The 23,721-nt window shown below is 41.5% G+C and carries 25 protein-coding genes and 1 riboswitch; of the genes, 12 read left to right on the plus strand and 13 right to left on the minus strand.

Going from position 1 to position 23,721, the window contains the following annotated elements; translation table 11 throughout:
* Nucleotides 1-259: 259 nt before the first annotated feature.
* The 6 genes from ureC to ACYQ1N_RS03365 form a co-directional block, all read right to left on the minus strand.
* Complete coding sequence (gene ureC, locus ACYQ1N_RS03340) at nt 260-1,978, minus strand: urease subunit alpha (RefSeq protein ID WP_459832752.1); 1,719 nt, start codon at nt 1,976-1,978, stop codon at nt 260-262.
* 89 nt (nt 1,979-2,067) lie between these two features.
* On the minus strand, nt 2,068-2,430 hold the full coding sequence (ureB, locus tag ACYQ1N_RS03345; protein WP_459832755.1) for an urease subunit beta: 363 nt from the start codon (nt 2,428-2,430) through the stop codon (nt 2,068-2,070).
* A 20-nt stretch (nt 2,431-2,450) separates the two neighbouring features.
* Nucleotides 2,451-2,753: an urease subunit gamma gene (locus ACYQ1N_RS03350; protein ID WP_459832975.1), complete on the minus strand. Its 303-nt coding sequence runs from the start codon at nt 2,751-2,753 to the stop codon at nt 2,451-2,453.
* Nucleotides 2,754-3,232: 479 nt separating this feature from the next.
* Nucleotides 3,233-4,201, minus strand: a complete 969-nt coding sequence (locus tag ACYQ1N_RS03355; protein WP_459832757.1) for a M14 family metallopeptidase — start codon at nt 4,199-4,201, stop codon at nt 3,233-3,235.
* A 481-nt stretch (nt 4,202-4,682) separates the two neighbouring features.
* Nucleotides 4,683-5,711, minus strand: a complete 1,029-nt coding sequence (locus ACYQ1N_RS03360) for a thioesterase, FlK family (RefSeq protein WP_459832759.1) — start codon at nt 5,709-5,711, stop codon at nt 4,683-4,685.
* A 50-nt stretch (nt 5,712-5,761) separates the two neighbouring features.
* A complete protein-coding gene (locus tag ACYQ1N_RS03365; protein ID WP_459832761.1) occupies nt 5,762-6,010 on the minus strand; it encodes a Smr/MutS family protein in 249 nt (82 codons plus the stop codon).
* Nucleotides 6,011-6,230: 220 nt separating this feature from the next.
* On the opposite strand from ACYQ1N_RS03365, the gene ACYQ1N_RS03370 reads away from it, so the two are divergent.
* Nucleotides 6,231-7,001: a GTP pyrophosphokinase gene (locus ACYQ1N_RS03370; protein ID WP_459832763.1), complete on the plus strand. Its 771-nt coding sequence runs from the start codon at nt 6,231-6,233 to the stop codon at nt 6,999-7,001.
* Between the two features lie 96 nt (nt 7,002-7,097).
* Here ACYQ1N_RS03370 and ribH read toward each other — a convergent pair whose 3' ends face one another.
* The 6 genes from ribH to ACYQ1N_RS03400 form a co-directional block, all read right to left on the minus strand.
* Nucleotides 7,098-7,562: a 6,7-dimethyl-8-ribityllumazine synthase gene (ribH, locus tag ACYQ1N_RS03375; protein ID WP_459832978.1), complete on the minus strand. Its 465-nt coding sequence runs from the start codon at nt 7,560-7,562 to the stop codon at nt 7,098-7,100.
* A 28-nt stretch (nt 7,563-7,590) separates the two neighbouring features.
* Entirely contained in the window at nt 7,591-8,805 is a 1,215-nt protein-coding gene (locus ACYQ1N_RS03380; RefSeq protein WP_459832765.1) for a bifunctional 3,4-dihydroxy-2-butanone-4-phosphate synthase/GTP cyclohydrolase II, read from the minus strand.
* A gap of 43 nt (nt 8,806-8,848) precedes the next feature.
* Nucleotides 8,849-9,517 carry a riboflavin synthase gene (locus ACYQ1N_RS03385; RefSeq protein WP_459832768.1) on the minus strand — a complete coding sequence of 223 codons (669 nt, stop codon included), beginning with the start codon at nt 9,515-9,517 and terminating at the stop codon, nt 8,849-8,851.
* 37 nt (nt 9,518-9,554) lie between these two features.
* Nucleotides 9,555-10,688, minus strand: coding sequence for a bifunctional diaminohydroxyphosphoribosylaminopyrimidine deaminase/5-amino-6-(5-phosphoribosylamino)uracil reductase RibD (ribD, locus tag ACYQ1N_RS03390; RefSeq protein ID WP_459832770.1), 1,134 nt, complete (start codon nt 10,686-10,688; stop codon nt 9,555-9,557).
* Nucleotides 10,689-10,757: 69 nt separating this feature from the next.
* Nucleotides 10,758-10,885: riboswitch (FMN riboswitch) on the minus strand.
* A 9-nt stretch (nt 10,886-10,894) separates the two neighbouring features.
* Complete coding sequence (locus ACYQ1N_RS03395) at nt 10,895-11,368, minus strand: RrF2 family transcriptional regulator (protein WP_459832772.1); 474 nt, start codon at nt 11,366-11,368, stop codon at nt 10,895-10,897.
* A gap of 96 nt (nt 11,369-11,464) precedes the next feature.
* On the minus strand, nt 11,465-11,908 hold the full coding sequence (locus ACYQ1N_RS03400) for a MarR family winged helix-turn-helix transcriptional regulator (RefSeq protein WP_459832774.1): 444 nt from the start codon (nt 11,906-11,908) through the stop codon (nt 11,465-11,467).
* A 229-nt stretch (nt 11,909-12,137) separates the two neighbouring features.
* Here ACYQ1N_RS03400 and ACYQ1N_RS03405 point away from each other — a divergent pair, with 229 nt between their 5' ends.
* A complete protein-coding gene (locus ACYQ1N_RS03405; RefSeq protein ID WP_459832777.1) occupies nt 12,138-12,485 on the plus strand; it encodes a CidA/LrgA family protein in 348 nt (115 codons plus the stop codon).
* Nucleotides 12,486-12,490: 5 nt separating this feature from the next.
* Nucleotides 12,491-13,183 carry an LrgB family protein gene (locus ACYQ1N_RS03410; protein WP_459832779.1) on the plus strand — a complete coding sequence of 231 codons (693 nt, stop codon included), beginning with the start codon at nt 12,491-12,493 and terminating at the stop codon, nt 13,181-13,183.
* Nucleotides 13,184-13,207: 24 nt separating this feature from the next.
* On the opposite strand, the gene ACYQ1N_RS03415 is transcribed toward ACYQ1N_RS03410, so the two are convergent.
* Nucleotides 13,208-13,684, minus strand: coding sequence for an SbcC/MukB-like Walker B domain-containing protein (locus ACYQ1N_RS03415; RefSeq protein WP_459832781.1), 477 nt, complete (start codon nt 13,682-13,684; stop codon nt 13,208-13,210).
* Between ACYQ1N_RS03415 and ACYQ1N_RS03420 the strand changes: the two genes are divergently transcribed.
* From ACYQ1N_RS03420 to ACYQ1N_RS03460, 9 genes are all read left to right on the plus strand, one after another.
* Nucleotides 13,667-14,464 carry an amidohydrolase family protein gene (locus tag ACYQ1N_RS03420; protein WP_002587894.1) on the plus strand — a complete coding sequence of 266 codons (798 nt, stop codon included), beginning with the start codon at nt 13,667-13,669 and terminating at the stop codon, nt 14,462-14,464. The genes ACYQ1N_RS03415 and ACYQ1N_RS03420 overlap by 18 nt on opposite strands.
* A gap of 511 nt (nt 14,465-14,975) precedes the next feature.
* A complete protein-coding gene (locus tag ACYQ1N_RS03425; protein ID WP_002587895.1) occupies nt 14,976-15,386 on the plus strand; it encodes a sigma-70 family RNA polymerase sigma factor in 411 nt (136 codons plus the stop codon).
* A gap of 148 nt (nt 15,387-15,534) precedes the next feature.
* On the plus strand, nt 15,535-15,933 hold the full coding sequence (locus tag ACYQ1N_RS03430; protein ID WP_330367592.1) for a hypothetical protein: 399 nt from the start codon (nt 15,535-15,537) through the stop codon (nt 15,931-15,933).
* Between the two features lie 104 nt (nt 15,934-16,037).
* Nucleotides 16,038-16,325 (plus strand): DUF6870 family protein, encoded by a 288-nt coding sequence (locus tag ACYQ1N_RS03435; RefSeq protein WP_459832787.1) that lies wholly within the window; start codon nt 16,038-16,040, stop codon nt 16,323-16,325.
* Nucleotides 16,326-16,440: 115 nt separating this feature from the next.
* Entirely contained in the window at nt 16,441-18,120 is a 1,680-nt protein-coding gene (locus ACYQ1N_RS03440; protein WP_002587898.1) for a recombinase family protein, read from the plus strand.
* Nucleotides 18,121-18,461: 341 nt separating this feature from the next.
* Nucleotides 18,462-19,298: a tyrosine-type recombinase/integrase gene (locus ACYQ1N_RS03445; protein WP_002573990.1), complete on the plus strand. Its 837-nt coding sequence runs from the start codon at nt 18,462-18,464 to the stop codon at nt 19,296-19,298.
* Nucleotides 19,299-19,947: 649 nt separating this feature from the next.
* Complete coding sequence (locus ACYQ1N_RS03450) at nt 19,948-21,135, plus strand: nucleotide sugar dehydrogenase (protein WP_002566654.1); 1,188 nt, start codon at nt 19,948-19,950, stop codon at nt 21,133-21,135.
* Nucleotides 21,136-21,156: 21 nt separating this feature from the next.
* Entirely contained in the window at nt 21,157-22,449 is a 1,293-nt protein-coding gene (locus tag ACYQ1N_RS03455; RefSeq protein ID WP_003509271.1) for a glycosyltransferase family 2 protein, read from the plus strand.
* The gene (locus ACYQ1N_RS03460) at nt 22,427-23,464 is read left to right on the plus strand and encodes a glycosyl hydrolase (protein ID WP_002566652.1); all 1,038 of its coding nucleotides are present in this window, start codon (nt 22,427-22,429) and stop codon (nt 23,462-23,464) included. The genes ACYQ1N_RS03455 and ACYQ1N_RS03460 overlap by 23 nt, the downstream gene beginning before the upstream one ends.
* Nucleotides 23,465-23,721: the final 257 nt, after the last annotated feature.

Here is a 23,721-nt window from a genome sequence, read left to right on the forward strand (position 1 = left end):
AATATCCATTAAAAATTTTAAGGACTTCATATCTCCTTTCGTATTATTTTAATACAAAAAACTTATTTTATAACATATATATGTGAACCTGCCTATATGTTGAGCCTGTCTTATTTTGATAAACATACTGAAAGTACATATTATAAAAGAAGCTTAGTTTAGATAAGCGCGACATGTAGCAATTATCACTAATCTCTAACACATCGCGCCTATTTTTATAATATATAATTACTCAAAACTAAACGTTTATAAGCAACAATTAGAATAAGTTGTAAACCTGTGCAAGTGGAAGAACTGTTGCTGGCTCTGAGTATGCCTTCTTACCATCAACTGTAACTTCATATGTTTCAGGATCAACGATGATTTCTGGAGTAGCATCGTTAAGTACCATATCCTTCTTGCCAATGTTACGGCAGCCTTCAACTGGAAGAAGTGTCTTCTGGAGACCGTACTTCTCAGCGATACCAGCTTCAAGAGATGCCTTTGATACGAATGTGAAGCATGTATCAAATACAGCCTTGCTGTCAGCACCGAACATCTTCTTGTAAAGGATTGGCTCACAAGTAGGGATAGAAGCGTTAGCCTCACCCATCTTAGCAGCTGTTACAAGACCACCCTTGATGATGATGTCAGGTCTTGCGCCGAAGAATGCTGGGTTCCAAAGAACGATATCAGCATACTTACCAACTTCAAGAGAACCAACATACTGATCAATACCGAATGTGATAGCTGGGTTGATTGTGTACTTAGCGATATATCTCTTAGCACGGAAGTTATCGTTGTCATTGCCTGCATCTTCTGGAAGAGGTCCAACCTGATCCTTTAACTTAGATGCACACTGCCATGTACGTGTAATAACCTCTGAAGGACGACCCATAGCCTGTGAGTCAGATGACATCATTGAGAATGCACCGATGTCATGAAGAACGTCTTCTGCACCGATTGTCTCAGGACGAATTCTTGACTCAGCGAATGCTAAATCCTCAGGGATGTTCTTGTCGAGGTGGTGGCATACGCAAAGCATGTCAAGGTGCTCGTCAAGAGTGTTAACTGTGAATGGCATTGTTGGGTTTGTTGATGATGGAAGAACGTTTGCAACTGAAGCAACTTCCATAAGGTCAGGAGCATGTCCACCACCGGCACCTTCTGAGTGGAATGTATGGATAGCACGACCAGCGAATGCGTTGATAGAGTCTTCTACGCAACCACACTCATTAAGTGTATCTGTATGGATACAAACCTGAACATCATAGATGTCAGCCTGTCCAAGACAGTGATCGATAGCTGCAGGTGTTGAACCCCAGTCCTCATGAAGCTTAAGACCCATAGCACCAGCCTTGATCTGCTCTGCAAGTGGCTCTTCATAAGCACAGTTACCTTTACCGAGCATACCGATGTTCATTGGATACTGCTCAACTGACTTAAGCATCATTTCGATGTTCCATGGACCAGGTGTACATGTTGTAGCATTTGTACCATCAACAGGACCTGTACCACCACCGATCATTGTTGTGATACCTGAGTAAAGAGCTGTTTCAACCTGCTGTGGGCAAATCCAGTGAATATGTGTATCAATACCACCGGCTGTTACGATGAGGCCTTCACCTGCAAGTGCTTCTGTACCAGGTCCAACGATCATGTTCTCATCAACACCATCCATTGTTCCAGGGTTACCTGACTTACCGATACCTGCAATCTTTCCGTCCTTGATACCGATATCTGCTTTGTAAATTCCTGTTACGTCAAGAATTAAGCAGTTTGTGATTACAAGATCAAGTGCAGCTTCAGATGTAGTGATAGGTGACTGTCCCATACCATCACGAAGTGTCTTACCGCCACCAAACTTTGCTTCATCACCATAAACTGTAAGGTCCTTTTCTACCTCGATAATAAGGCTTGTGTCACCAAGACGAACCTTATCTCCTGTTGTTGGACCAAACATAGATGCATAACTTTGTCCTGATATTTTTACGCTCATAACATCCTCCTATATTTTTAAGCTAAACATTTTATATTTTCGCTTATTTTATTTATGTTCTTTAAAACAATCGATCGTTTAAGGTATAATTATTTGATAAATCCCTTTACCTTAGCGTTTTCAATTGCCTGCTGCTTGTTCTCTTCTGAGATAACACCACATGTTAAATCGTTAAGACCGTAGATACGCTTTGTACCACCGAACTCGCAAAGCTGAACTTCCTTTGTTTCACCTGGCTCAAAACGAACTGATGTACCTGAAGGGATGTCAAGATGATATCCGTATGCAGCAGCTCTGTCAAAGTCAAGGAGCTTGTTTACCTCGAAGAAGTGGCAGTGTGAACCAACCTGAACAGGTCTGTCACCAGCATTTGTAACTTTGATGTTAACTGTCTTCTTGCCAGCGTTAATTTCAATTTCTCTATCTAAAATAATAGCTTCACCGAATTTCATTATGTTGCCTCCTTTTTTAATTACTGGATTGGATTATGAACTGATACAAGCTTTGTACCATCTGGGAATGTACACTCAACCTGAACTACAGCTACCATGTCAGCAACTCCGTCCATAACGTCAGCCTTTGTTAAAAGCTTTGTACCAAGCTGCATTAATTCTGCAACTGTCTTACCATCACGAGCATATTCAAGTATGTTCTTTGTAATTAAAGCAACTGACTCAGGGTAGTTAAGCTTAACCCCTCTGTCTTTTCTTTCCTGTGCTAAAATACCAGCTACGTAAACTATAAGTTTCTCTGTATCCTTATCATTTAAACGCATCTCTTTTCCTCCTTCTCTGGTTTTCAAACATATTCTCAAGCATTTTTCCCAACCCCTTAAGGGGGTTCTCAGCTCTGATTTGCATAATAGCATAAATTAGACATATCGTCAACAAATTAAATTGTATTTTTTTCAATTGTTTTTACGGCTGAAATGCTGATTCTATCTGTGTTTAAGCGGCTTTTTTACCTGTTTTTCCGACATATAATTTTTTTATGTAATAATTTTGTATTTATGGTCAATATTGAATTACATATTACCGGGGTCTTAACATATACAAATGTTGCAAAAAATGTATTGCAATACGGCACATTTACTGCTCTTGTTTATTTTATTAAGTGTGTTTTTTTGTACTTTTTTTGCTTTAATTCTTGAAATATTGCGTAATTGCAACAATTATTAAAAAGTCTATTTTTTACAATTATTTTACCGTTTATTTTTTCCTTCTATATAAGCATTAAAATACCGTTTTTGCCATATTAATTTTCATCGGATATTCTTGCATAGCATATTTCAAAACCAAACGGAGATATAGGCATCATTCCGTACATATATAATATAATTCCGTCGTATTCCGCATAAGTTTCATCCAGAGTATTGCAGAAGAAATCCCTTACCGTTCCCAACTTATCACCCTTTTTAAATTTTTCGTTCACTCTTACGGTAGGGTGCCAGCAGGCATTCTTGTGACATTTTGAATTAACGTATCTCAAATCGCATACATCTGCGGGTTCTTTTTCCGGTTTTACCGGATCCCCTTCAAGAATCCCCAAATGCTTCAACACATTAATAACATCTTTCTTATATAGAATAACATCGTCATCGGAAAGAAGATTGCTATGACCTCTTTCCAGAAGTATTCCCGGAATTCCGTTTACTCCGGCATGATTGTATGCACCTGTTGTGGCAACTGATTTAACCATATATTCGACATTTACGTATTTTGCGGCTTCTCTTGCCGTTTTTACGACTTCATCGCATGCCACTCCGGTATAATAAACATGAGGCGTAATCCATTCGGAATAACACCCGTGCAAATCCATATGAAAATCACAGTGGGATTGAAATTTATCCCACAGTGTCCACGCAATCTTATCTGTAAGCGTTCCGTTCGGATTCGGCGGGAATACTCTGTTTAGATTTTTCCCGTCTATGGGAGTTATGTTCTCCTGCTTTGCTTTAAAGGTCTGCACGCTCACCGGATGAATGATCGCAAGTCTCCCCGATATGTCTTCGGGTTTGAGATCCCTCGCTATCTCACACGCCGCATGAATACCTTCATATTCTCCTCCGTGTATTCCTGCCGTAACAAGAACCGTCTTACCTTCTTTTACACCGTTAATAAATGTTACAGGCATGTATTCTTCACTGTCCGACACTTGAATATAAACCTGCTTCTTTTCTCCGGTCATTATTGTTTGATCCGCTATATTCCATATATTTTCCATATCCGTAATTACACCCTCCCGAATTACATTACGGCAATTCTGAGTAAACATGCTTAATTTACAGAATTGCGTCGATTATTTTAAAATCATATTTTCAAAAATTACAAATTAAAAATCGTATTAATACTTATATAAAGAGATATGATTTTGCTTTGATTATACAACTTTGACCGTTCCGTGCTACCCCCTTACATATAAATATATTCTTTAGTTTACATGGACATACAATCTCCTGATCAAATATTTCTTCATATTGATATCGTTTAACATATTCATGATATTCCTTCATATTAAGTCAGTTTTTGTGCGGATGAAAGTGAAAACATGCAAAATAAGACAATTCGGATAACTCATTCCTATTCATTATAAATAATAAAAACGGCCATAAGCATACATGATGCACAACATGCCTTATAATGCGCACTTGCATCACCTTTGCCTATGACCGTTATCCACGACCGGATTATTTATATAGTATATTTTATTTTATTCCTTCCACGCATATCCACGGTTTTCCGTTATCTGACGTGTGAATTATTACTTTATCGAAACCTGCCTTTAAGAACAGATCCTTAAATTCTTCCACGGTAGGAACAAACATATTGTACTTGCTTATATTTTCCCTGACTTTGTCGTCTAATTTACCGTTTTCGTAAATATCCGTACATATAAAAGCAGCTCCTCCCGGCTTGAGAACTCTTCTTATTTCTTTAAGCCCTCTTAAATGGTTTCCCCAAAAATAAAAACTTTCCACCGATACTATTTTATCGAAACTGTCGCTTTTAAGCGGCATATCGCATACCGTTGCCTCGACAAGCTTAAGCTTTCCGGTTGAGATATCCTCCTTGTTTAGTTTTGCCGTTTCTTCTATTGCAACCGGAGAATAATCCAACCCCACAAGGCTTCCGCTCATTACCTGGGAAGACAGCCTTCTGAGCGTCATTCCTCCGCCGCAGCCTACATCCAGAATTCTGTCGCCGTCGCTTGCTCCGACTATATCGAGCATCCAACCGGACACGGCAAAATGACTGTCATTCATGAGATTGAGCATTTTTACGCCGTACTCTCCGAACGGCTTGGCAGGATTCCCCTCTTCGGTTATACTTTCCGCCGCATTAACGGTTTCACTTAATTTTGCATTTGCCTTTTTTTGGAACTTTTCATTATCTATAATGAATCTCTCATGAATACCTTTACCTATAAGTCCGTTTTCATCATAGGCTTCAACTTCAAATACAAGTCTTCTCCTGTCTATCTCCGTAAGTTTTGAAACACCCGTAACCTTCATCCCTATCGGTGTCGGAGAAATGTGTTCTATATCAACTTTCGTTCCGACAGTACCCTGTCCTTCCTCCAGATAGTCCACAACACTGTCAAACGCAACCGCCTCCATAAGCGCTATCATCATAGGGGTCGCAAATATTTCAAGACCGCCGCTTTCCATAAATTTTGCAGACTTATCTCTTGTCACCACAATTTCTCTTCTGCCTTCTATACCGACTTTCAACATAACAGTCACTTCCCTTCCGATTATTTTATAAACAGTCCCAAAATATTTTCTTAATATAGTTCTCTAAGCACAAGAATTGTTACACCCTGATTATCTCCGGGGATAATCCTTTTGACCAGTTTATTATTTTTAAATTCTTTACTTATCATTTCCTTTATTTTTGTACCTCTGTTATAACCATGTATAAGTCTTATCTGATAAGTAAATTTAGAGACGGCTTTAAGGGCGCGATTAATTTCTATTCTCGCCTCATCCGTAGTCATATCGTGCAAATCAATGTCAACAAACGCGTCATTCACGGAATCACCCCCTTCATATATAATATTCCAAATAAAATAATGGTTTAAATATATTAATTCTATTCCTTTAGTCGGGGCAATACTATTAAAAATATATAAAATTGCCGTTTTTACATGGAAAAGGTTTATGTTTCTATATTATAATCTTTTTTATCGTTAACTTAAAAATGATTAAATAATACTTCAATGTTTATAAGTATAATAATCCGAGAGGTGTACAATGGACGAAAAGATTACCGGCAATGAAATTATTGATGCTGAATTGGCACAACTCAGCCGTCTTAATGAAGTCAATATAGAACCTTCCAAGCTTATTGAACGCCTGGGCAATGCCGTAAGTTCGACAAATATATCAAAAACCGCCTTCCTTGAATATATGCATGAATCCATAGCCCCTGTTTCTCTGTTCTTCACAAGATATAAATGCGCTCTTATGGAAGTAGAGACCAAGTTCAACGTTCTTAATTCACAGCTTTCATTAAAGTATGACACCAATCCCATAGAGTCAATCAAAACGAGAATTAAATCCTTTGAGAGTATAATCGGAAAGGTTGAACGCTACGGTCTTGATCCTTCTCTTAAATCAATAGAGGAACATATGAATGACATAGCCGGTGCAAGGGTTATATGTTCCTTTATAGATGATATATATACTATCGCAGACAGCTTTTTAAATCAGGATGACGTCACCCTTATCGAGAAAAAGGACTATATAAAAAATCCTAAACCAAGCGGATACAGAAGCCTTCACCTTATAGTTTCCGTTCCCATATTTCTGCTTGACGAGAAAAGAGAAGTAAAGGTAGAGGTTCAATTGAGAACCATCGCCATGGACTTTTGGGCCAGCCTTGAACATAAACTGAGATATAAAAAAGACATTCCGGATAACATTTTAAAATCATTGCACAGTGAACTTATCCAATGTGCGGAAGACAGCGCTGCTCTTGACAACAGAATGCTGAATATCCGCAAACAGATAAACAAATGTTAAAAATGCAGTAAGATTAGAATATATCAAATGTATGGTATATTTCTATTCTTACTGCATTTTTTACAATGTTATATTGTGAATTTCTACGGCAACTTATTATAATGCGGCCTTTAAATTAACCATTTCGATTGCTCCCACGGCACAATCGTATCCCTTATTGCCGACCTTGCTTCCCGCTCTTTCAACCGCCTGTTCAATATTCTCCGTTGTAAGTACGCCGAACATTACCGGAACTCCCGTTTCCAACGCCACATGAGCAATTCCCTTTGAAACTTCATTGCAAACATAGTCATAATGTGTTGTAGCTCCTCTTATTACGGCACCGAGAGCGATAACGGCATCATATTTTCCTGACTCTGCCATACGCTTTGCCGCCAGAGGAAGTTCAAACGCACCCGGAACCCAAGCACCCGTTATGTTATTTTCATCCACCCCGTGTCTTGTAAGTCCGTCTATTGCGCCTCCGAGAAGCTTTGTAACTATCACTTCATTAAATCTTGACATTACAATGCCGACCTTCATGTCTTTTTTTGCAACTAAACTTCCTTCAATAATATTGATTTCTTTCATAATAATATCCTTTCTTTTATTACAGCTCTATTTTGTTGAAAATGTGTCCCATTTTTGTTTTCTTTGTTTTAAGGTAATTTACATCATGTTTTTGAGGTTCAATTTCAATAGGCACTCTTTCGCTTATCTCCAGTCCGAATTCGGAAAGTCCGTAAATTTTATCCGGATTATTGGTAAGAAGTCTCATTGACTTTACCCCAAGATCTCTGAGAATCTGCGCACCTACCCAATATTCTCTCAGATCGGCCGCAAATCCGAGTTTAAGGTTAGCCTCTACCGTATCATACCCCTGATCCTGAAGTGAATAAGCCTTAATTTTATTGATTAAGCCGATTCCTCTTCCTTCCTGCCTCATGTACAAAAGAATTCCTCTTCCTTCTTTTTCTATTTGCTCAAGAGCTTTGTGAAGCTGAAGACCACAGTCACATTTTAACGAACCGAACACATCTCCCGTAAGACATTCTGAATGAACTCTTGTAAGAATATTTTCTCCGTCACCTATATCACCTTTCACAAGCGCTACATGATGCTCTCCCGTTATGTCATTAACATAACCGTACATCTGAAATTCGCCGTACTCCGTAGGGAGGTTTGCAACCGCTGCCTTTTCAACATGTTTTTCATGAAGTTTTATATAATCCTGAAGCTGCTTAATCGTGATAAATGTGAGATTATATTCCTTTGCAAGTTCCCATAATTTAGGAGTTCTCATCATTGTTCCGTCATCATCCATTATCTCGCAGCACACACCGCACTCTCTCAAGCCGGCAAGCCTCATTAAATCAACCGTAGCTTCCGTGTGACCGTTTCTCGTGAGAACTCCTCCTCTTCTTGCAACAAGAGGAAATACGTGTCCCGGTCTTCTGAGGTCCGTAGGCTTAGTGTCCGGATCCGCACATTTAACCATTGTAAATGCTCTCTCTTCCGCGGAAATACCCGTGGTAGTGTCAATGTGATCCACAGATACCGTGAATGCCGTATTATGATTGTCAGTATTCTCGGATACCATCGGCGGAAGCCCCAGTCTGTCAGCCACTTCAATACTCATTGGTGTGCATATAAGGCCTTTTGCAACACTTGCCATAAAGTTGATATTCTCTCTTGTTGCAAACTCCGCCGCACATATCATATCCCCTTCATTTTCTCTGTCAGGATCATCCGTTACAAGTATAACCTTGCCGTTTTTCAAATCATCCAAAGCCTGTTCAATTGAAGAATATTCATAATCGCTCATAATTTCCCTTTCTTATAATATTAAATCATTAGTAAAATCTATGTTAAAAACCGTTTTCTATTAGTTTATCCAATGTTAAACCGCTTTTTACCGGTGAGGAAGTTTCGGAAATCTCTTTCCCCGTATAGATTCCCATAAATCTTTCCACATACTTGCCTATTACGTCATTTTCCAGATTCACGGTACTTCCCTCCCCCTTTAATACAAGGGTCGTTTCTTCTCCGGTATGGGGAATTACCGCAACGCTGAATGTTTTATCGGTAAGTTCCGCAACTGTAAGACTTATGCCGTCTATGGCCACGGACCCCTTTGGTACTATTCCGTTTATTATTTTTTTATCGGCCCCTATTGTTATGACGGTCGAATTTTCCACTTTCTTTTTTGAAACAACAGTGCCGGTTCCGTCAATGTGTCCGGAAACTATATGCCCTCCGAATCTTCCGCCCATTAACATGGCTCGTTCCAGATTGACGGCGTCTCCGACATTAAGTTCCGCAAGACCGCTTCTGTCAACGGTTTCCCTTGTAACATCGGCTTCGAAACTGCCGGGCTGCATTGTTACGACCGTAAGGCAAACACCGTTAACCGATATACTGTCACCTAACTCGGTTCCTTCAAGAACCTTTTTTGCCTTTATTTTAATTCTTCCCGAAGATCCGTTTATCGCAAAGCCTTTCACGGTTCCGACTTCTTCTATAATTCCCGTAAACATTTCGAAACATATCTCCTTTCATAAACTTCCCGTCAGATTATAAAGACTTGTCCTTCAGAACCTTATATCTTGCATATATGTCACCGTCTGATGATTCCATGCTTAAAAGCTTCAACATATATGCTTCTTCCAAATTATCGACACCTGTTCCGCCAACCGGGGTTTTTGCATTTCCGCCTACTATTTTAGGCGCGATAAATGCGGCTATTTCGTTAACTATTCCGGCCTGCAACGCCGAATAATTAAGAGTGCCTCCGCCTTCAAGCAATATGGAATTAATTTGCAGTTTACCAAGCAATTCCATAAGCCGGTTCAGGTCCACCTCAGGTTCATCCGATTTTGCCGGCACATTTATAAATTTAATTCCAAGCCTTGACAATTCACGCATTTTCGGTGTTTTAATGTCGGTCACTATTCCGGATGGCATATCTTTAAATGCGGTGACAACAAATGTTTTTATTTCCGACGCCGTCCTGCAGATATTGCTGTCGGCGGAAATACTTAATTTGCTGTCACAAATTATCCTTATCGGACTTCGACCTCCCTCAATTCGTGTATTAAGCAGCGGATCGTCTGCCTTCACGGTACCTATGCCCACCATTATACCGGTATACTTATTGCGCATCTCATGTACTTTCCGTCTTGACAGCTCATTATTTATCCACTTTGAGTTGCCTGACTTTGTCGCGATTTTTCCGTCAAGAGTCATGGCGTACTTCATTACAACATACGGAGTTTTATTGGTTATATAGTGGAAAAATACATCATTTAATGCATCGCACTCTTCGGCAAGAAAGCCTTCAACGACTTCGATTCCGGCATTCTTTAGAACAGTTGCTCCCTTCCCCGCCACAAGCGGATTAGGATCTCCGGAACCTATAACAACCTTTGCAATTTTATTTTCTATAATCGCATCGGTGCACGGTGGTGTTTTCCCGGTGTGACAACATGGCTCCAAAGTGACATATAGCGTACCTCCTTCGGCACTTTCGGTAATGCTCTTAAACGCATTTCTTTCCGCATGAAGATCGCCGTACTTTTTATGATAACCCTCTCCTATTATTTTACCGTTTTTTACTATAACCGCTCCGACAAGCGGATTGGGATCAACCGCTCCCTCTCCTTTTTTTGCCAGTTCAATGGCACGTCTCATGTAATCGTAATCTGTCATATTTTCACCGTAAAAAGGTCCCCGAGTTATTAAACCCGGGGACCGCCTTTATAGAATGTTCTAGTATAGTTAGCTCTTTTCTCATCCGGACTTTACCGTCGGCTTTGGAATCTCACCAAATCAGCTTTCGCTCGTGGGCTTACAGTAATATGCTGCATACCACCGGTCAGGAATTACACCTGTCCCCAAAGATATATATTTATCGACTACGAACTTTGACATCCGCAATTGCATCCGCATCCGCAGTCGCATTTTTGTTTGTCATCCTGCCTTTTTACAACATTGTTGGCAATATCTCTTATTGTAATATCCGACAGATAATCATTACACAGCTTATTCATCTCTGAATATATGCCGTCCATGGTTTTGCCCATTCCCGAAGATATCAGGCAATCGCCGCTTTCATCACCGGAACGCCACTTCATAAATACGGGCTCTTCTTCCAGCGCCGACATTACCTGTGCAAGGGTAATGTCTCCGTTCTCTCCGAATATGCTGTAACCGCTGTCCTTGCCCCTGCCGGAAGAAATAAGTCCGGAATTTTTCAGCAAAGTCATAACTTTTCTCACCCTTGCCGGGTTAGTGCATATATTCTCCGCTAATTCGTTACTCGTCGTAACCTTGCCTGACTTATACAAATAAACGAGTGCATGTACTGCTAAAGGAAATTCTGCTGTCATAATTACCTCCTCGCATAAAGTAAGTTATATGTAATTGTAGTAATTACATATATACATGTCAAGTGTGGTTTTCGCTTATCAGTCACGGCTGTTGCATTATTTTTGCTTAAGATTGTCTAACAACCTGTAAAGCGCTTTATATAAAATTTCAAATTCTTCTTTTGATAAATTCAGACATTGAACCATGTGCCCCGGGATTGAAACAGCTTTCTCTTTCAAAGCCTCTCCCTCAGAAGTCAGTTTTATTATGACACTTCTTTCGTCTTCCTTACTTCGTTCTCTTGTAATAAGCCCCTTTGTCTGCATTTTTTTCAACAACGGGGTCATTGTACCGGTATCAAGATAAAGCTTCTTAGTCAGTTCTCCGACTGTCGCCTCGCCTTCCTCCCAAAGAACCATAAGTGTAAGATACTGTGTGTAGGTTATTCCCAATTCATCTAAAAGAGGAGTATATTGCTGCACTATTTTTCTTGAACACGCATACAATGGAAAACATAGCTGATTATCCAATCTTATTTGTGCATATTTATCTTCCGCCATCTATATTACTCCTTATTTTTTCAAGAAGGTGTCATGCCTCCCGATATTTTATATTGTATTAAAGTATATTGTATTAAATATATGTATTTTGTCAATATATGTGACACCGTTCTTAAATATACAAAGAAAACCGGTTGTATAATATTAAAAATTTTACTTGTATACAATCTTTCAAGGTGCTATAACATCCTGTATACAATTAGTTAAATCTTTAAGAAAGGAACATATTATGACTTTTTTAAAACCACTTTCAATTATATTTGCATGTACGTTTGCAGGTGAATTGATGCGTTATACCATACCGCTTCCGATACCCGCAAATATATACGGCCTGTTATTATTATTCTTTTTACTGGTTACAAAGATCGTTCCGCTTTCAAGTGTTGAATCGACAGGGAACTTCCTCATAGATATAATGCCCGTAATGTTTGTTCCCGCCGGAGTCGGGATAATATCGAGCTGGAAATCTCTCTCATCAATACTTCTTCCTTATATTGCAATACTTGTTATCTCTACAATTGTGGTACACAGTGTAACCGCAAAAATAGCAGATGTGATAATCAATAAAAAGAGGTGACCTTTATGAATGATTTTTTTACACAGTCTTCATTTGTCGGAGCAGTAATGTGTCTTGCAGCGTTTTTATTCGGTAAATGGATTAACAAGAAGACAAAACTTCCATTCCTTAACCCGTTGCTTATTGCCATAATAATTATAGTCGCGTTTATGTTGATATTTAATGTTGATTATGACGCATTTAATAACAGTGCCAAATACATAAGTTATCTTATAACGCCGGCTACCGTTGCTTTGGCAATTCCTCTTTATAAGCACATCGCTTTGCTTAAAAAACACTTTGCGGCAATTATTGCGGCGCTTGTTGTGGGAACATTCAGCGGACTTCTGTCCGTATATGTCTTATCACTGTTATTCGGATTAAATCACGAGATGTACGTAACTTTACTCCCTAAGTCAATTACAACAGCTGTAGGTATGTCCATTTCGGAAGAATTCGGAGGTATAGTAACAATTACCGTAATTACAATAATAATCACGGGTATACTCGGTGCAATAATTGATGAACCTATATACAGAATTCTTCACATCAAAAGTTCGATAGCAAAAGGCCTGGGACTCGGCGCGGCAAGCCACGTAATCGGAACAAGTAAGGCTATGGGCATTGACGAAGAATGCGGAGCAATGGGAAGTCTTTCAATTGTTGTATGCAGTATTATAACCGTTATTGCTTCAACCTTTATGTCGGGACTCATTTAACGTATTTCTTAATATAAAGGACTGTCAGTTAATCAGCCACTCTGCATGACTTCCTTTTTCATCTTTATATACTTTTAATATGGTAGGTATTTCTTGCTTTAATTCCGTTACATGCGAGATAATACCTACCTGTTTTTTTCCGCCGGACATTTTCTGCAGCATTTTAACAGATTCTCTTCTTGCATTGTCGTCAAGCGAGCCGAAACCTTCATCTATAAACATAATATCCAAATTGACGGCGCTTGATCTTTCTTCTATTCTGTCCGTTATTCCGAGGGCAATAGCCAATGACGCCATAAAAGTTTCTCCTCCAGACAATGTTTCTATACTTCTTACATTGTCGTTTTCATATGAATACACATACAGATTGAGGCTGTTATCACTTCCGTTTCTCCCTCCTAAGCCGGCTTTTTGTTCGTCAATAACTCTTAATTCGTACTGTTTAATTATAGCAGAAAGACTGCTGGAAAGGAATGATATGAAATGGTTATTGATAGTCACGAGCACATGATGCTCCCTACGGAAATGCAATTAAAAATGATGGACGCGGCGGGAGTCGATCAAACAATTCTTTTTTGCTCTGCGCCACATCCAGAGAAGGCATCCTCATTAAATGAAATTGAGGAGGAAATGTCCGCATTATACAAAGTTTTAACTGGCAACAATAGTAAGGAAGCTAATATTATCCGCCAAAAAAATAATATAAATGATCTTGTTTCAGTTATAAAAAAATATCCAAATCGTTTCTTAGGGTTCGGCTCTGTACCGTTAGGAATGTCTTTGGCTGAAACGGAAAATTGGATCAATGATTGTATTATATCAAATTCCCTATTGGGTGTTGGAGAATTTACACCAGGAAATGAACAGCAAATTTTACAACTAGATACGGTGTTCCAGGCAATAGAAACAACAGCAATTCTTCCCGTATGGGTGCATACGTTTTCACCAGTTACGATGAAGGGTATCCGGCTATTGATGGAACTATGCGAAAAATATCCGCATATTCCTGTGATTTTTGGACACTTAGGGGGGACAAATTGGATAGAAGTAATAAAATTTGCAAAAGCACATCATAATGTATACTTAGATCTATCTGCGGCTTTTGCATCAATAGCCACAAAAATGGCATTGATTGAATTGCCGGAGAAATGCTTGTTTAGCTCGGATGCACCTTATGGTGAGCCATATTTATATCGGGAGCTAATAGAATTTGTCAGCCCTTCAAAAGAAATCGCTGAATTGGCATTAGGCAACAATATTAAAGAGCTTTTGCACATTTAATCAAATACACTAAGTATCACGGAATAAAAAGACAATGATTTAGGCCGCCCAACGGGATAATAAAAAAACCGTTGTTTCGGCGGCTGGATTATCACGCGTCAAAACAAAATACAGTAGCCTTACGGCGGTTTTGAAATAACAAATTTCAAGCCGCCGTTTTCTTTTCAAAAAATGAGAATACGGAGGGTGTGTTAAAGTCGCCCTTTTTTAAGGATACGGCGGTGTCCGGGAGGTATCGCTGTGTCCTTTATCTTTTTCTATCCCCCTAACCTGTCAAAAAAAGCCCACCCGCCCAGCAGGATCAGTCCGGCGGTGGATGCGAAATTTGGCAGTATATAAATGAATTTGTCATTTCATGCGCTTGCGTGACCTTATGTCGCGCAGGCGCTTTTTGCTATCTCCACTTCGAGACAAAGTGTCCCGAGGTACGGGGCGGCTCCCCAGGGTGCCGCTCCCCGCCGGGCCCCGTTTCGGTCACTCGTCCACCCAACACCGAAACGGAGGTTTACTTATGACTACGATCAATCTGAAAGATTTTTATTATTGGTACACCCAGGATCAGCTCATCGAGGTTTCTGACGAAGTGGCGGAGGTCTTTCTTGCGGATGCCCGTTATGAAATGGCCTATCAGCGGCGGCTCTCCCGGCACAAGGCGCAGTATTCCCTGGACTGTGAGGACGGGATCGAATACTCGGTCTGCCTGCATGAGCCCACGCCCCAGGAACTTTTGGAGCGGATGGAGCTCTTTATCCGTCTGTGGAACGCGCTCAACTCTCTGCCGGAAATCCAGGGCCGGAGGATTGACGCGCACATCATTCTTGGTAAAAGCATAAAAGCGATTGCCGAGGCCGAAGGCGTACATGAGGAGTCTGTCCGCCAGTCTATCAAAAGAGGGCTGGAACGCATGAAAAAAATCTTTTGATTTTTTTGTTTTACCCACTTGGAAATGATGAAAAAATGTCTCGGTTTATGAGAGAAGGTTTTCTTTTCTCCGCAGACGAACAAGGGCGGCCCCGAGCATGATCCGGGGAGCCGGGCGGCGGGTGCGCGGTGACTTCCCCTAAACGGGAATGAGCGAACAATACCAGCGCCGCAAGTGGGACGGGCCATCTCACGGCCACGATCCGGCAGTGGACAGGCTGGCCGCCTGCCCCTCCGGGCCGCCCTCTCGCCTGCGTGGGGACGCCGCGCCGAGTATCGTTGTCTTTGGACAGGTCAAGAAAATGGGCGCGGCGTTCCCTAAATTTTATCAAAGGGGGAATGAAAAAATGAAGTACGATCCTGCGTTGGCCGCTATGCTGGCCGAGCCGTGGAGTAATAACGCCTGCCGGGGATATGTGATGTATGCGATGGAAAACTGCGGTTTTTCCCCCGAGGACATCCGGCGCGTTGTTCGGGAGCTCCATTATGTGTTTGACTTAAAGTCTTTAGACGAGGCCCGGCGTCATTACGAAAACGGGCCGTATTAACTTCGAGACAATGTGTCCCGATGTGAGGACAGGCCAAAGGGCGGCACTCTTACGGTGCCGCTTTTTTGCGTTTCCCCACAGGACAGCGGGAGGCGTTTAGCAATTTGAAAGAAGGAGGTTTTACCGTGAGATTATCCGCACAGGAACTGGAACAAATGAAAAGCGTTGACATTGGCGCAGTTGCCCCCGAGTCTCTGCCCGATGTGAGCGGTATGACCTTTGACAACGCCCTTTCCCGTAAAGAGCGCATAACAAGGTTTTTACAGATTGTCAAAAATCCGTACTGCTTTTGCATCGGTGGTGTCGGCGTTCAAATCGAATTTTCGGATAACGGGCCGTCCCTCCAGGACACTTTAACGGACTATTTGATCCGACAGAAAAGCGGGCTGTAACTTAGGCTGCGGCCCGCCCCACTTCGAGACAAAGTGTCCCGAGGCGGAGCCATCCTTGTTGTCTCTATGGGACAGAGTTATAATATAAGTGTAATGTGATAGGGAAGGAGGAACAATGTCACGAACAAAAAACAGAGGGTTTCAGCAGAGTTTCTCTCCCTCTTATACCATCCGGCGCTGGCGGCTGGGGAAATATATCCGGCTATCCAAAGAGGACTTGAAAAAGGGCAAGGACGATAGCAACAGCGTCAAAAACCAGCGCGATCTGCTCAATGATTTTTACCACAAGCACATAGACGAATTTGAAAGCACTTCCGAATATGTGGACGATGGACACACGGGAACGGACGCCAACCGCGAGAATTTCCAGCGGCTCCTGGCCGATGTAATGAGCGGAAAAATCAACTGCGTTGTGGTAAAAGACCTTTCCCGTTTCGCCCGGAATTACAGCGATGCGGGAAGTCTGATTGATAACCTGTTTGTGCAGATGGGCGTCCGCTTTATCAGCCTTGCGGAAAATGTGGACAGCTTTACAAACCCGGACAGCGTTTCCAGCATCATCGTCCCCATTACGAATGTAATGAACGATCAATACTGCTATCAGACTTCAAAGAAAATCCGCCAGGTATTTGATTACAAGCGGCGCAACGGGCAGTACATCGGCTCCTTTGCCCCCTATGGCTATATAAAAGATCCGAAAGACAAGCATCAGTTGATTGTCGATCCCGAGGCCGCCGAGATTGTAAAGCTCATTTATAACATGACTTTGCAAGGGGAAACAAGACGGGCCATCGTCTACCACTTGAATGACCACGGCATACCCAGTCCGACAACCTACCGGAAAAACAAAGGTCTGCCGTATTCCTGCGCTGTGTCTGACAATCCCATGTGGGGAGATCGGGTGCTGAAAAACATTCTCACAAATCCCATTTATACCGGGGATTTAGTCCAGGGCCGCCGCCGTGTAAAAAGCTACAAGGTACATGAGATTGAGGCGGTGCCGGAGGAAGAATGGGTGCGGGTGGCTGATACCCACGAGGCAATCATAGACCGGGAAACCTTTGATAAAGTGCAGGCCCTTTTGAAACGGGACACCCGGACGGCTCCACGGAAAACGGAGCTCCATCTGTTCAGCGGCTTTCTCCGCTGTGCGGACTGCGGCAAATCCATAACACGGAGCCAGAGCGGGAAAAATGTATATTATGCCTGCTCTACTTACAAATACCGCTCCCGGGCCGCCTGCTCCATGCACTCAATCAAGCATGAGCGGCTGGAAACCGCCGTCCTGTTTGGTATTCAGTACCAGGTGCATTTGGCTGTTTCCTATTCCGAGGCGATTGCCCGTATCAATTCGGCCCCTATCAAAAAAAGCCAGTCTTTCCGACTGGACGATCTGATTACCGCAAAGGAGCGGGAACTGGCGAAAATTACCCGTTACAAACAGTCCTTATATCAAGACTGGAAAGACGGGGAAATTACCCAGCAGGACTACCGAAACATGAAAGCCGACTATGAACGGCAGGCCGCCGTCCTTTCCGATGTGCTGGAACGGCTGACAACGGAACGGGCAGAACTGGCAAACGGTGTTGACAATGAACATCCCGCGCTGGTGGCATTTATGAAATATCAGAACATCGAAACGCTCAACCGTGAAATCCTCATTGAGCTTGTGGATCATATAAAGGTCTACGAAAACGGCAATATCAAGATTAAATTCAAGTTTGCTGACGAGCTCCGCAAGATTGCCGAGTACATTGAAATTAACACTTCTGAAATTCCCGCCGTGGCGGGCTGATGCTCGCCACATCCTTTCTGGCAGTGTGTTTTCCTAATATGAAACATTCATATGCTTGCTGTTTTTCTTTTCCTCCACTCCTAATACTCTGAGAAGCCATCAAACTACCCGCAAAATAGCGCTTTGGAAAGAAAAATTTGCAAAAAAATAAGAGGCCCTTGGCCTCCATACAACAAATGATAAACAAATGCCGAATCCGTTTGACGCGTTCGCTTGACGGTCCGTGTCTACAGCACATCGTTAAACTTACCCGTTCTTTTGTTTTACCTTTGCAGAGAATACGGTATAAAAGATTCTGTCATACTACTTTCATACTATCAATTTAGAAGAGGTAAAACACGATGAAACAAAATTACAATGAAATCTTGCGGGAGTACCGCATCTACTTGACCGAACATGAAAAATCTCACGCAACCATACAAAAGTATGTTCGTGAGTTGGTTTGGTTTCTTTCATTTTTACAGGGGGAAGAACCTACAAAAGCAAAGGTGCTGGAATATCGAGAGCAACTGCAACAGAGCCACCATGCCCGCACCGTAAATGCCAAGCTGTCCGCCATTCATTCCTATCTGGACTACCTGGGGCTGGCGGCCTGCAAGGTGAGGTTTTTGAAAATCCAGCATACGGTATTTGTGGATGACAGCCGAGATTTGACCGAAGCGGAATACCACCGCTTGTTAGACGCTGCCAAAAGGAAAAAGGACAGCCGCCTGTATCATGTGATGCTTGCCATTTGCACCACCGGAATCCGGGTCAGTGAGCTTTCCTTTCTGACTGTGGAGGCATTGCACAAAGGAAAAGCGGAAATCCGCATGAAAGGCAAAATCCGCACCATTCTCTTGACAAAAGAGCTGTGCCGGAAATTGAACGCCTATGCCAAAGAAAAAGGCATCCGAACGGGGTATCTGTTCTGCACCCGTACCGGAAAGCCCTTAGATCGAAGCAATATCTGTCATGATATGAAAAAGCTGTGCCGGGCGGCGCGGGTAAATCCTGAAAAGGTCTTTCCCCACAATTTGCGGCACTTGTTTGCAAAATGCTATTATGCCATCAAAAAGAATCTGGCATATCTTGCGGATATTTTAGGACACGCCTCCGTGGACACCACGCGTATCTATGTAGCTATGGGCACACGGGAACATGAGCGAACCTTACAGCGGATGCATCTGATCTCATAGCACCACGGAATAATGATTCTGTGGTTCCATGGCCCCCTTGCTCAGTTACAAGTAGAACTGATTAGCTCTATTATAAGTGTATCAGAGCAGATTTTCAACCATTTATTACATATAGAACAGCAAAATAAATACGAAAAATAGACCTGCACCGCGAAATATGTGCGCAGGTCTGCTTTTTATGCCTGTCAGAACGCCCTTAGTTGATTAAAATAATAATTTTCTTCCTAGAAGCAGTAACGATTACCCCAGAATCATTATTCTGCGGTAATTGAATCGTTCAGAAAAGGAAAGTTTGTGGTTAGGATATTCCCTTTGAAATGACAGGAGGTGAATAAAGTGGAAGAAAGATGGTCGGTAGAATTGTTGGAGTGCTTGGCCCAGAAGGCCGGATGTGGGTATCTGTCGGATTTGCGGTATCTCAGCCCATGGGAGCAATTCCATCTGTCCAGGGAGCTTTTACATGTTCCTTCGGAAGCCTTTTCGCTAAAAACGTGGAATGACGCCTTGGCTTATCTGACGGGTCTTTCCCAGCAAGCGGATGCATCCGCCGCGAAAGAAACGTTGATGAAGCATCTATCGGAACACTGCAGCGGTTTGCAACGTCATCCGAGCCGAGAATGAATTTGAATAGAAAGGTGGTTAGAATGCTATGCAAATTACTGTTGTAGGCGCAGGTTATGTGGGGTTATCTCTTGCCACTCTGTTAGGCCAAAAGCATGAAGTAATAGTGCTTGATATTGATGAAGAAAAGGTTGCGAAAGTTAATTCCCGTATTTCTCCCGTTCAGGACGTATATCTCGAAAAGTTTTTTGCCGAAAGAAAACTAAATTTGACAGCCACTGTAGATACGGCAATAGCATATAAAGACGCCGAGTATGTAATTATTACAACACCTACTAATTATGAGGATGAAACCAATAGCTTTGATACTCATGCGGTTGATTCCACCATAGAAATTTGTATGGCAAATAATGATCATTGCATTATGATCATCAAAAGTACGGTTCCTGTTGGGTATACAAGGAGTGTGCGAAAAAAATATAACACCAGCCACATTCTATTTTCCCCTGAATTTTTAAGAGAAACGAAAGCCCTATACGACAATTTGTACCCTTCCAGAATTGTTGTTGGTACAGATATTGCAGACCCTGCTATGGTTATCCATGCACAGGTTTTTTCAACCATCTTGCAAGAGTGCGCAAATAAAGAAGATATTCCCGTCTTGATTATAGGGCTTGATGAAGCAGAAGCCGCTAAACTTTTCGCTAATACTTATTTAGCCATGCGTGTTGCGTTCTTTAACGAATTGGATACCTTTGCAGAAATGAATGGGTTAAGTACAAAGAACATCATAGATGCAATTTGTCATGATCCTCGAATTGGTAAGCATTATAACAATCCATCTTTTGGCTATGGCGGATATTGCCTCCCGAAAGATACAAAGCAGTTGAAATCAAGTTTTCATGATATTCCTGAAAATTTGATTACCGCTGTGTGTCAGGCAAACCACACCAAAAAAGGCCATGTCATAAAGGGAATTCTGAATAAACATCCTGGCACAGTTGGTATTTACCGCTTAACGGCAAAGTCTAATTCTGACAATTTCCGTTCAAGTGCTGTTTGGGGTGTTATGGAGGGGCTTTCCAAAGAAAAACAAGAAATTGTAATATATGAACCCTTATTAGGCGATGCCGCAGAGTTTATGGGTTATAAGGTTGTACATTCTTTTGCGGAGTTTAAGCGTTCATGTGATGTTATTGTTGCTAATAGAGTTTCCAGTGAACTCTCGGAAGTTATGTATAAGGTTTATACAAGAGACATCTTTGGAAGAGATTGACCCGGCGAGGCGGTGATTGTAATGTACACATTTTTCTTGATGGTCGAGGATTATATCAAAACTCATAACCTTCACCTCTTTATGTTTTTCTTCGCATTCATTTTCATTCGATGGGGAATAGTATTTTTCCATGCTATTCGATATAAGCCATATGATTATGAAGATAAAGAAATAAATTATTTTACATCGGTGCTGCTCCCAGTCGTTGACGAACCATTAGATCTATTTTATAGTGTTCTGATGAAAATAGCACGCCAGAATCCGTCTGAGATTATAGTTGTCATTAATGGGCCAAAAAACGAGGGGCTTGAAAACCTGTGTGTAGATTTCAACAGGAATTTACCAATTGGCTTTACTCCTGTTCAGCATTATTATACACCTGTTGCCGGTAAGAGAAATGGGATCCGTGTGGCAATGGAGCACATTAATCCGAATTCCGATATAACAGTGCTTGTGGATAGTGATACGGTATGGACAGAGGATACTTTGTCCGAGTTGCTGAAGCCTTTTGCTTGTGATCAAAAAATTGGCGGTGTTACAACCAGACAGAAAATACTTGATCCTGACCGCAAACTCGTAACCATGTTTGCAAATTTGCTTGAAGAGATCAGAGCTGAAGGAACGATGAAAGCAATGAGCGTTACAGGCAAAGTGGGCTGCCTTCCCGGCAGGACAATTGCTTTCCGTACTCAGATTTTGATAGATGTGATGTATGACTTTATGAATGAGACATTCATGGGATTTCACAAAGAAGTATCCGATGACAGAAGCCTCACAAACCTGACGCTCCGAAAGGGGTACAAAACAGTTATGCAAGACACCTCAGTAATTTATACAGATGCGCCCACCGAATGGAAAAAATTTATCAGGCAGCAGTTAAGATGGTCGGAAGGTTCACAGTATAACAATCTGAGAATGACTCCTTGGATGTTAAAAAACGCCAAGCTGATGTGCTTTATTTACTGGTCAGATATGATTAGTCCGATGATGCTGGTTAGCGTTTATGCCAATACTATAATTTGCAAGGTGTTAAATATACTTGGCTGCGCGATTCCAACATTGGCATATACCGCTCCATGGTGGCAGATCATTCTCTTTATTCTTCTTGGTTGTATCATTAGTTTTGGTTCACGAAATATTAAGGTTATGAGAAGTGTGAAGTGGTATTATACATTACTGCTTCCAGTATTCATCCTTGTTTTAACTGTTGTCATGGTTCCTATCCGATTGCTAGGCCTTATGCTCTGCTCTGACGATATGGAATGGGGCACCCGGAAATTGGAGGAGGACAATGATAAAGTGGAAGTTCCTTAATTGCATTTGTATATTCGCGGCTGCTATATTTATATTATGGGTTGGTTGCAACGAACAGCCTGTCGATACCGAGAAGGCCGATGGCTCTGACAGCATTGCGTCTATTGAGGCTCCGAGTAATAGTCAAGCTACACTGGAAGAACCAACTACGGAATCTATTGTAACAGAATCCTCAGTTGTCGAGTCTGAATATTATCCTATTACAGAGGGACAAAGATATTTGGGCGTTTATGTTCAAGGCCCCGAAGAGACTGATGTTTTAGCTGACAGCATCAATACTTTAGCTTGGTTTGATCGTTTTGATCAGACAAGTGATTACAAGATTTCTTTATGTTTAGACGACAATAAATATATAGCGTTTATCACTTTGCAGCCTACCGACTGGGACTTAAAATTGGTTTCTGACGGGTATTATGATGATTTAATTATTGAATATTTTAAGAAACTCTCTTCGGATAACAGAGCCAATACAGAACTTTTTGTTCGATTAGCGCATGAAATGGAAATGAGGCCCTCTTACAAATCTGGTTGGTACAGTTGGCAAACAGATGATGCTCACGCATATGTAAACGCTTGGGTTCACATTGTGAACTTGGGTAGGGAATATGCTCCCAATGTTAAGTGGGTATGGTCTCCCAACAGGGCAGACGAATACACAACGAAATATTATCCAGGTGATGAGTATGTTGATTATGTCGGATTGACATTGAATAACACATTGGATTCCCGTGAGAGTTTTCAGCAATTCTATGAAAATGAAGGTCAAAGAGACTATTTGGAAGCATATAATAAGCCAATTATTTTTGGAGAGATCGCGGAGCATAGCACCAGTGATGAAGTTCGCAATGAATACATACAATCTGTTTTTGATTATCTTGGAACCTACGATAAATGCATCGGTTTTATTTTCTTAAATCAAGATATAGAAAGTGCAAGACAATACAAGTTTACAGATTGCGAATTGATATTAGATACATTTATTGAGAATGCGAGGGATTACATTTGTGCGAAATAAGAAGTTTACAAAGTATCAGATCATGACGAGAGTTGGAACGATTATCAGCATTTTACTGTTTGTTGTCCTTGGATTTTGTATCGAAGTTATTTTCTAAAAAAATGGAGAAAGTGAAAGATGGAACATCAAACCAAAGGAACGTTGCGCAATCAGGCCGTCATTACATCAGCCGGATCGCCCCGAGCAACCACACCGCGGTTCGTAAGGTATTGGATGGGAGCAATTCCCCCTAACGCTGATCCCATTGGCGGTTTCAG

It is taken from the genome of Howardella ureilytica, from assembly GCF_054657495.1.

Coding starts and splice junctions, on each gene's coding strand:
- ACYQ1N_RS03440 (WP_002587898.1), top strand. CDS start 16,441: ATGTCACGAACAAAAAACAGAGGGTTTCAGCAGAGTTTCTCTCCCTCT.
- ACYQ1N_RS03350 (WP_459832975.1), bottom strand. CDS start 2,753: ATGCGTTTAAATGATAAGGATACAGAGAAACTTATAGTTTACGTAGCT.
- ACYQ1N_RS03425 (WP_002587895.1), top strand. CDS start 14,976: ATGACTACGATCAATCTGAAAGATTTTTATTATTGGTACACCCAGGAT.
- ACYQ1N_RS03400 (WP_459832774.1), bottom strand. CDS start 11,908: ATGGCGGAAGATAAATATGCACAAATAAGATTGGATAATCAGCTATGT.
- ACYQ1N_RS03445 (WP_002573990.1), top strand. CDS start 18,462: ATGAAACAAAATTACAATGAAATCTTGCGGGAGTACCGCATCTACTTG.
- ACYQ1N_RS03460 (WP_002566652.1), top strand. CDS start 22,427: ATGATAAAGTGGAAGTTCCTTAATTGCATTTGTATATTCGCGGCTGCT.
- ACYQ1N_RS03360 (WP_459832759.1), bottom strand. CDS start 5,711: ATGTTGAAAGTCGGTATAGAAGGCAGAAGAGAAATTGTGGTGACAAGA.
- ureB (WP_459832755.1), bottom strand. CDS start 2,430: ATGAAATTCGGTGAAGCTATTATTTTAGATAGAGAAATTGAAATTAAC.
- ACYQ1N_RS03395 (WP_459832772.1), bottom strand. CDS start 11,368: ATGACAGCAGAATTTCCTTTAGCAGTACATGCACTCGTTTATTTGTAT.
- ACYQ1N_RS03410 (WP_459832779.1), top strand. CDS start 12,491: ATGAATGATTTTTTTACACAGTCTTCATTTGTCGGAGCAGTAATGTGT.
- ACYQ1N_RS03450 (WP_002566654.1), top strand. CDS start 19,948: ATGCAAATTACTGTTGTAGGCGCAGGTTATGTGGGGTTATCTCTTGCC.
- ribD (WP_459832770.1), bottom strand. CDS start 10,688: ATGACAGATTACGATTACATGAGACGTGCCATTGAACTGGCAAAAAAA.
- ACYQ1N_RS03455 (WP_003509271.1), top strand. CDS start 21,157: ATGTACACATTTTTCTTGATGGTCGAGGATTATATCAAAACTCATAAC.
- ACYQ1N_RS03355 (WP_459832757.1), bottom strand. CDS start 4,201: ATGGAAAATATATGGAATATAGCGGATCAAACAATAATGACCGGAGAA.
- ACYQ1N_RS03405 (WP_459832777.1), top strand. CDS start 12,138: ATGACTTTTTTAAAACCACTTTCAATTATATTTGCATGTACGTTTGCA.
- ACYQ1N_RS03420 (WP_002587894.1), top strand. CDS start 13,667: ATGGTTATTGATAGTCACGAGCACATGATGCTCCCTACGGAAATGCAA.
- ACYQ1N_RS03430 (WP_330367592.1), top strand. CDS start 15,535: ATGAGCGAACAATACCAGCGCCGCAAGTGGGACGGGCCATCTCACGGC.
- ACYQ1N_RS03385 (WP_459832768.1), bottom strand. CDS start 9,517: ATGTTTACGGGAATTATAGAAGAAGTCGGAACCGTGAAAGGCTTTGCG.
- ACYQ1N_RS03370 (WP_459832763.1), top strand. CDS start 6,231: ATGGACGAAAAGATTACCGGCAATGAAATTATTGATGCTGAATTGGCA.
- ureC (WP_459832752.1), bottom strand. CDS start 1,978: ATGAGCGTAAAAATATCAGGACAAAGTTATGCATCTATGTTTGGTCCA.
- ACYQ1N_RS03380 (WP_459832765.1), bottom strand. CDS start 8,805: ATGAGCGATTATGAATATTCTTCAATTGAACAGGCTTTGGATGATTTG.